This window comes from Methylomonas koyamae, from assembly GCF_006483455.1.
GTDB classification, from domain to species: Bacteria; Pseudomonadota; Gammaproteobacteria; order Methylococcales; family Methylomonadaceae; genus Methylomonas; species Methylomonas koyamae_B.
Genome location: NZ_PPPU01000080.1, coordinates 1 through 8,815, shown reverse-complemented (window position 1 = coordinate 8,815; position 8,815 = coordinate 1). Strand labels below are relative to the sequence as shown.

Sequence of the window (8,815 nt, the reverse complement as noted above, 5' to 3'; positions counted from 1 at the left end):
TGTCAGAAGACGACTGCACGTGTGACTTTTCAAAGTCAGTGTCAGTAGATTGTCAAAGGGATGTCAGCAGGTAGTATTTTGAATGCCGTACAAATTCTAAATTTCACGACAACCTATTTGTACTGCTGGTTACAAGGTTTATGCTCTGCCAAACGGCTCCTGATCATACGGCTGATGATCTAACCATTTTTGCGCCGTGCTGACGCCGACTTCGACAATTTGCAACCTGCTGACATCGGGTTTGAACACTGCTGACAACGACTATGACATTTTAGTTTACCTCTATCTAGGTGGTTAGCGGGTTCTAGCTAATGACTGTTGACATCGACTTTGAAAAGTCACAGCACTACTTTTGCTACCATTAATAGGCATAACCGCAGAATTCGGAAAAAATAGTATGCTAAGGTTTCGGTGTGGATAAATTTGGGACTTGTGCTTATCGGGTTACTAGGTGACTCTGCTCGCTTGGGGGACAGCGAGTAAAACTATCAAAGCGATACTGCAAAAACTCGCCGCTCGCGATGTCTTGCTCTATACTCTAAAGAGTGATGATAATGAATCTTTGGCTTGTGCCAAGTATTCATTTTTTGTTTTGATAGGGAAACTTTACGCTTGGAATTGAATCTAGTCTTCATGCGTAATAGGGTTCAATAGTATTAAACACTTCAATTGATCACAATGGCAAAATGACTGCGGGATTTTTTCGACATCATCATTATCAGACCGTTATGGTGCTGATCATGTTGACTAGCTGGCTCTTCATGCTGGTGTCGTCAACGTGTGCGATGCCGATGCCTGCGCAAATGCAAATACCAGTGACGGACACCATGCCAGTTGGTTGTTCCGATTCGGCGCATCATGGCGACGCAGCGACGAAACCCTCACCAAACCAAAACTGTACACTCAAGGCGTGTCCGGACTCCCAGCCTAACCCCGCGCTAAATTTCAAAATCGATAAGCCTGATCTACCCGTTTTTATCCTGTGCCTGACTTGGCTAAGTATCTATATTTTTAGCCCATTACTCTGCCTTTTTATCCGTCATAGACAACGAAGACCCACTGCCAATCCCATACCGATACGCTATCGGTTCTGTACCTTTCTGAATTAGCTACTTCTCCCAGGTAACCCGCGCCTTATTGGCGTGATAAGGCTCCATGCTTTGGTGTGAGCCTGTGTTTCCATTGATCGGAGAAAATAATGTCCCCCTTGCTATACCCCACACCTGTTGATCGGGTGTCGTGGCCCTATTGGGCGCTCGGCTGTTGTCTGATGATTTTCATCGGCGTAGGCCATGCTGATGAAGGTTTTTTGTCCCTGGAAAAGGCTGTTGAACTAGCTCAGGCCGGAAACCCAGGCATCTTAGAAATTAAAGCCCGTGCCGAAGCATTGGCCGCCATTCCCTCGCAAGAAGGCGCCCTACCAGACCCGACGCTTAATTTCGATACCTTAAATATTCCCACCAATAGCTTCAGTCTTCGCAAGGAAGATATGACGATGATGGATGTCGGCATCAGCCAGATGATCCCCTTTCCAGGCAAGTTGGCCCTGAAGGAGCAAGCGGCTGAACAAGAAGCCCTGGCGGCAGCGGACTCCGTGGATGTAGCCCGCTTGCGCTTGGTACGCGATGTCAAACAGACCTGGTGGCGTTTGTTTTATTACGATAGAGCCATCAATGTCATTGCTGAAAGCGAACAATTTTTTCAGCAACTGATCGATATGGCCCAGTCCCGCTACAAAGTCGGTCAGGGGCAACAACAGGATGTGATGCTGGCCCAGCTAGAGCTCTCAAAACTTAAGGACGAAAAACTTGAGCTGATCGGTATGCGCCACAGTAATAGTATTCAGCTCAACACTCTGCTCGGCCGTAGCGCCGATACCTTGGTGGCTCTGCCCAATCAAGCTGAGATCAAAACCCCGGTGTTGATCGTTTCTGATATGCAGGCTCAAGCCATGGAGCATAGCCCGTTGTTCGAGCAGCATCGCAAAATGCTCAGCGCAGCCAAGACCCGCATTGAAATCGCCGAAAAGGATTTTTATCCCGATCTGACACTGGGGGCTGGTTATGCGGTCAGGCAAAACACCCCGTCTGGGGAATCCCGTAGCGATTTTGCTAGCGTCAAACTCAGCATCAATTTGCCGATCTATGCCGAACAGAAACAGGCTAAGGCAGTTGATCAACGCAATAGTGAATTGCTGCAGGAACAGTACGCTTTGCAAGACGAGCATAACAAGGTACATGGCGAAATTGCCGCCAACACCGCTCAATACTTACATGCAAAAGAGCGATTAGCATTATTCGAGCATGAAATCATTCCCCAAGCGCAGCAGGCGGTCAGTTCCTTGATGGCCGGGTATCCGGTTGGCAAGTCAGGCTTCAGTGATGTGCTCCGCACCCAACTGAGCTTGTTTCAGTATCAAAGCCAATATTGGAAATCGCTGGTGGAAACCCAGCAAATACTGGCGGAATTATCCAACTTAATTGGCAAGGAACTGACCCATGACTAAGTATGCAATTTTGGTCAGCGTACTGGCTTTGCTGATCGGCATCGGCAGCGGCTATTGGTTAGCGGGTAAACAGCAACCCATGGAAAACGTTGCGTCAGTCGCTGAACGAAAGCCGTTGTTCTACCGACACCCCATGAATCCGAAGGTAACATCGCCTATACCCACCAAAGACGAAATGGGTATGGATTATCTCCCCGTCTATGCCGATGAAGTCTCGCAGACAGCCCAGACGAACAAAGGCCGCGTTTTGTACTATCGCCACCCTATGGGGGCTGCTGATACCTCGCCTGTACCGAAAAAAGACGAAATGGGCATGGATTATTTGCCTGTATATGAGGGTGAAGCTAACAGGTCCAAACTCTTGAGCATTAGTCCGGAAAAAATTCAGAAACTCGGCGTTAAAACCGAAAACGTGCAATATCGGGATTTAACCCGTTCGATCCGTGCGCTGGGCAGTATTCAAGTCGATGAGCGCCGACTCCATATTATCAATGCAAAATTCGAGGGTTGGATACAACGCTTGCTGGTCAATAGCACCGGACAATCCGTCAAACGTGGACAGCCGTTATTGGAGATCTACAGCCCCGATCTACTGACGGCGCAGCAGGAATATCTTATTGCCAGACAAGGTGAAGTTGCATTAGATCAGGCAAGCCCACAGGCGCTAACCACGGCACAGCAACTCACTCGCAATGCTTTAAAACGCCTAAAAAATTGGGATATTGGCACGGCGCAATTACAAGGTTTGCAAGAGCGCGGACTCGTGATTGAAACCTTGTCGTTACAATCGCCTGTCAATGGCGTAGTCATGGACAAGCCTGCGGTAGAAGGCATGCGTTTTATGCCGGGCGAGGTACTGTTCCAAATTGCCGATCTAAGTCGCGTTTGGCTGATGGTCGATGTATTCGAGCCAGATTTAGAGTGGGTTAAATTAGGTCAAGAGGTTAGCGTCAATATCAAGGCTTACCCTGATAAATCCTTTCATGGAAAAGTCAGTTTTATCTTTCCCACGTTGAATACCGACACACGCACCGTCAAGGTCAGGGTGGACATGGACAATGCCCAAGGTTTTCTGAAACCCGGCCTGTACGGTAGCGTTGAATTATTAACGACTCAACAACGACACCGAGAGCTGAGTGTCCCCGATTCGGCTATTCTCGATAGTGGTACGCGGCAGGTAGCACTGGTACAAGTCGATGATGGCCGGTTCGAGCCGCGCACCGTGAAGATAGGCCATCAGGCCAACGGATTCAGCGAAGTGCTTGAAGGTTTACAAGAGGGTGACAATGTCGTCACCCGCGCTAATTTCCTGATCGATGCCGAAAGCAATTTGAAATCAGCGCTTGATAGCATGAGCAGCGAAGAGGAGATGCCGGAGAGCAAGTCGCCCCAGGACAATATGCCAGCCATGCCAGAGCATGACGCGCACAGTCAACATGTAATGGGGCACTAGCGATGTTGGAACGTGTCATTGCCTGGTCGTTAAAAAATGTGTTTCTGGTGCTGATCACGACGCTATTTTTAATCTGTGGCGGCATTTACGCGGTGATCAAAATTCCGCTGGATGCCTTGCCTGATCTGTCCGATGCTCAAGTCATTGTCTACACCGAATACCCCGGTCAAGCGCCGCAGGTGGTCGAGGATCAAGTCACTTATCCACTGACCACCGCGATGCTGAGTGTGCCGCGATCCAAGGTAGTCCGGGGCTTCTCATTTTTCGGTGCATCCTTTGTGTACGTGATCTTTGAGGATGGTACGGATATTTACTGGGCGCGTTCCAGGGTTCTCGAATATTTAAACTTTGCGGCTGGACGCTTGCCGCGTGGCGTTACCCCTCAACTCGGGCCGGATGCGACCGGCGTGGGCTGGGTGTATCAATATGTGTTGCTCGGCAAGGAATACTCGCTGGCTGAATTGCGTACCTTGCAAGACTGGTTTGTACGCTACCAATTGACCAAGGCGCAAGGGATTGCCGAAGTGGCTAGCATCGGTGGGTTTGTGCAGCAATATCAAGTCACCGTTGATCCACATAAACTCCAGGCTTATGGCATCCCACTAAAAACCGTGACCGAGGTGATTGCCAATGGCAACCGCGATGTGGGCGGTCGAGCCATCGAAATGACCGAAACCGAATACATGGTGCGCGGTCGTGGCTATTTGCATGGTAGTCAGGATTTGGAACGACTGGTATTAAAAGTTGCCAATGGCACACCCGTGTTAGTGCGGGATGTGGCCCGAGTGGAATTGGTCCCAGATGAGCGTCGCGGCCTTACCGAGTTGAATGGTGAGGGCGAGGTGGTATCGGGCATTGCGATTGCCCGCTACGGTCAAAACGCGCTGGAAGTGATTGACAACCTGAAACTGCGGTTAAAGGAAATTATGGCAGGCCTGCCAACCGGGGTTAGTATTCAAGCGGTTTATGACCGTTCCGATTTGATCCATCGGGCGATTGAAAATCTGCGGCACACGTTGTTGGAAGAGAGCGTGGTGGTGGCGGTGATTTGTGCGATATTCCTGTTGCATCTGCGCAGCGCGTTGGTCGCCATTGTGATGTTGCCGGTAGGCATATTGATGGCGTTCATCGTCATGCATTTGCTGAACATGAACTCCAACATCATGAGTCTTGGCGGTATCGCCATTGCCATCGGCGCGATGGTCGATGCCGCCATCGTCATGATAGAAAACGTGCATAAGCATCTTGAGCATGATGCGGATAAATTGCCCCGACACGCCATTGTTTTGAATGCCTGCCGGGAAGTCGGCCCGCCCTTGTTCTTCAGCTTACTGATTATCACCGTATCCTTCTTACCGGTGTTTACCCTGGAAGCACAAGAAGGTCGGCTATTTCAACCCTTGGCATACACTAAGACGTTTGCCATGGCCGGCGCGGCCTTACTATCGATCACCTTAGTGCCGGTGCTAATATTGCTATTTGTGCGCGGTCATATCCGGGCAGAACAAGATAACCCGGTCAATCGGCTATTGCTGTGGCTGTATCGTCCCGTGATTACTTGGGTCATGCGTTTTAAAAAAACCACTGTGTTGCTGGCGATACTGGTACTGGTTGCCAGTATTTACCCTGCCATGCAATTGGGTGGTGAATTCATGCCGACCTTAAACGAAGGCACGTTGCTGTTCATGCCACAGACATTGCCCGGCATGTCGGTAACCAAAACCGCTGAGCTGCTGCAAACTCAAGATCGCATCATTAAAACTTTTCCTGAAGTCGAATCGGTATTTGGCAAGGCCGGTCGCGCCGCCACAGCCACCGATCCAGCACCCTTAGAGATGTCCGAGACGGTGGTCAACCTAAAGCCAGAATCACAATGGCGACCCGGCATGACCGTCGACAAATTGATTACAGAAATGGATCAGGCCCTGCAAATCCCTGGCGTCAGTAATGCTTGGACCATGCCGATCAAAAATCGCATCGATATGTTGGCAACCGGTATTAGGACGCCTGTTGGCGTAAAATTGTTCGGTAACGACCTGGCTGAAATGGAACGGCTAGCCCAGCAAATCGAACAAGCCATCAAGAACGTACCCGGCACCACCAGTGCTTATGCCGAGCGGATTACCGGGGGGTATTATTTGAATATCGATCCCGACTATGACGCTTTGGCGAGGTATGGCTTGCTGGTGGGTGATATTCAAAACCTGATTTCAACGGCTATTGGCGGAGAAATGGTCACTACCATGGTCGAGGGCCGGGAACGCTTTGGCGTGATCGTGCGTTATCCGCGCGAACTCAGGAACAGTCCTAATGCCATAGGCAATCACTTACTGGTAACGACTGCTGACGGCGCAATGATTCCGTTGTCGTCGGTGGCACATCTGAGTTTATCCAAAGGACCGCCCGGCATTCGTACCGAAAACTCACTGCTCTCGGCCTATATATTTGTGGATTTGCGGGATCGCGATATCGCCAGCTATGTTCATGATGCCAAGCTCGCTGTCGAGAAAGCTGTGCAACTGCCTACCGGTTACTACATGACCTGGAGTGGGCAATTCGAGTATATGGAGCGTGCCGTTGAGCGCTTGAAGATAGTCGTACCATTGACCATGCTGATCATTTTTATCCTGCTGTATCTGAATTTTGGACGCATGACGGAAACCCTAATTGTCATGTTGTCGGTGCCATTTGCCTTGGTGGGTGGCGTCTGGTTGCTTTGGGCTTTGAACTACAACGTCAGCGTGGCAGTGGGTGTCGGCTTTATCGCACTGGCCGGGGTGGCTGCCGAAACCGGTGTCATCATGCTGATTTATTTAGATCATGCCTATCAAGCGAAAGTCGAAGAATGCCGGCAACAAGGTAAGGAAATGGGGCTAACCGAACTCTATAACTGTGTAGTCACAGGTGCTGCAGAACGGCTGCGACCGAAGATGATGACGGTGGCTGCCATTATGGCAGGTCTATTACCCATCATGTGGAGTAATGGAACCGGATCGGAAGTGATGCGCCGCATTGCCGCCCCCATGGTGGGAGGTATGATATCCTCAATGCTGCTGACGCTTATCGTAATCCCCGCCATTTATGCGCTGTTGAAAGGTTATTCGTTAAGACCGCGAGAGTCCAAGGCTTCATGTTTTTGCAGGCGTAGAACTTAATCAGGAGGCTGTTAATAACAAAAAAGCGGCTTAATGGCCGGTATTTGATCGTTTGCTGTCTAATTGTGGCGATTGGTAACTGGCCTTTTGCCGATCCAAGACGTTCAAAATCTGGCTTGGTTTGAATCAAAAAATGTTGGTTGTTGCCGACAGCCGGCCTTTTGATTTATTTGTTAAACCCTAGCCATGACTTTCGAAGCCTGTTTTCCTGTGTTCAGCGAGTTGCGCCCGCATCTTTCGCAGGAACAGCTTTTAGCCTAGGTTCGCCGCCAACAAACGCAGTCCTACCAAATTCTGGCTGTTAGACAACAAGGTGCCGTTAAAAGCGTGGCGGGTTTTCGTTTCTCCGAGTTTTTGGCCTGGGGCAAAATACTGTATATCGACGATTTGGCCACGTTAAGCGGCGATACTTCGCAAGATTCTGCCAGCGCCTCGTTCGATTGGCTGATCCAGCATGCGTTAAGCGCACGGTTGCCGTGGCGTAACTTTGGATTCCGTTTATCGGCGCCATCATGCGCATCGATGGTATCTTAACCGGGGCTTTCAATTGAGCAGCCACCACTTTTCCCTGACATGCAACTCGTAACTCTGCAATGAAAATACTGGCTTTATCCGGCAGCTTGCGGGCAGCGTCCATCAATTCGGCCGTGTTGCGCACGGTGAGGCTTCTGGCGCCGGTCTCTATGGAAGTCTATTTGTTCGCGAGGCTTGGCGATTTGCCCTTGTACAATCCGGACTTGGAAAACGCGCCTCCGGCCGCCGCACAGCTATTACGCAGCGAAGTCGCCTCGGCGGATGCCTTGCTGATCGCAAGCCCGGAATATGCCCACGGCGTTACCGGTACCATCAAAAACGCACTGGATTGGCTGGTGGGCTTCGAAGGCTTTGTTAACAAACCGGTGGTGGTATTGAACGCGACGCCGCGGGCCCATCACGCCGACGCCGCGCTCCGGGAAACCTTGACCACCATGTCGGCCAACCTGATCGAAGCGGCATCGATCACTTTACCGTTGCCGAGCGCGAATGTCACAGAGGAGAACTTGTTGGCTTTGCCGGAGATCTCGGCTTTATTGAACGGAGTATTGGCACAAATCCAACGCGTGGTAATGAATCCCTACCTCGACAGTAGCCACTATATCGACAGCCAACATCCGCTGATCGTAGCGAAAGCGGCAAAATTGGCGGAGGGCTGCGCCGATGAGGAAGAGATCGCCAAGCGCTGTTTCGAATTCGTCCGCGACCAGATCAAACATAGTTGGGACTACCGGCTGAATCCCTTGACCTGCAAAGCCTCCGAGGTGTTAATCCACGGCACCGGCTATTGTTATGCCAAAAGCCATTTGCTGGCCGCGTTGCTACGCGCCAACGGCATTCCCGCCGGGTTGTGTTACCAGCGATTGAAGATAGACGGCGACCAACCCTCTTTTTGTCTGCACGGATTGAATGCGGTCTACTTGCAGCAATACGGCTGGTACCGGATCGACGCGCGTGGCAATAAGCGCGGCGTGAACGCGGAGTTTTGCCCGCCGCTGGAGAAATTGGCGTTCCCGATTGTGAATCCTTTGGAACAAGATTTGCCCGGTATCCGGGCTGAGCCCTTGCCGGCCGTTGTCAAAGCCTTAACCGAAAACCAAACCGTCGAGCAGGTTTACGACAATTTGCCGGACGTCGATCCTCAAAACACGGTCGCGGCGCCTGGCG

At 50.9% G+C, this 8,815-nt stretch carries 4 protein-coding genes; all 4 read left to right on the top strand.

Annotation, left to right across the window (positions count from 1 at the left end):
- Positions 1–1,198 precede the first annotated feature (1,198 nt).
- Positions 1,199–2,506, top strand: coding sequence for a TolC family protein (locus C2U68_RS20895; protein WP_140914407.1), 1,308 nt, complete (start codon positions 1,199–1,201; stop codon positions 2,504–2,506).
- Positions 2,499–3,959, top strand: a complete 1,461-nt coding sequence (locus tag C2U68_RS20890) for an efflux RND transporter periplasmic adaptor subunit (RefSeq protein ID WP_140914406.1) — start codon at positions 2,499–2,501, stop codon at positions 3,957–3,959. The genes C2U68_RS20895 and C2U68_RS20890 overlap by 8 nt, the downstream gene beginning before the upstream one ends.
- Positions 3,960–3,961: 2 nt before the next feature.
- Positions 3,962–7,114 (top strand): efflux RND transporter permease subunit, encoded by a 3,153-nt coding sequence (locus C2U68_RS20885; RefSeq protein WP_140914405.1) that lies wholly within the window; start codon positions 3,962–3,964, stop codon positions 7,112–7,114.
- 593 nt (positions 7,115–7,707) lie between these two features.
- Positions 7,708–8,815, top strand: a 1,108-nt coding sequence (locus tag C2U68_RS20875) for an NAD(P)H-dependent oxidoreductase (protein ID WP_140914404.1), incomplete at its 3' end; no start/stop codon positions are given.

What these genes read in the sequence shown, in the direction of transcription:
- C2U68_RS20895 (WP_140914407.1), top strand. Translation starts at nt 1,199, where the DNA reads ATGTCCCCCTTGCTATACCCCACACCTGTTGATCGGGTGTCGTGGCCC.
- C2U68_RS20890 (WP_140914406.1), top strand. Translation starts at nt 2,499, where the DNA reads ATGACTAAGTATGCAATTTTGGTCAGCGTACTGGCTTTGCTGATCGGC.
- C2U68_RS20885 (WP_140914405.1), top strand. Translation starts at nt 3,962, where the DNA reads ATGTTGGAACGTGTCATTGCCTGGTCGTTAAAAAATGTGTTTCTGGTG.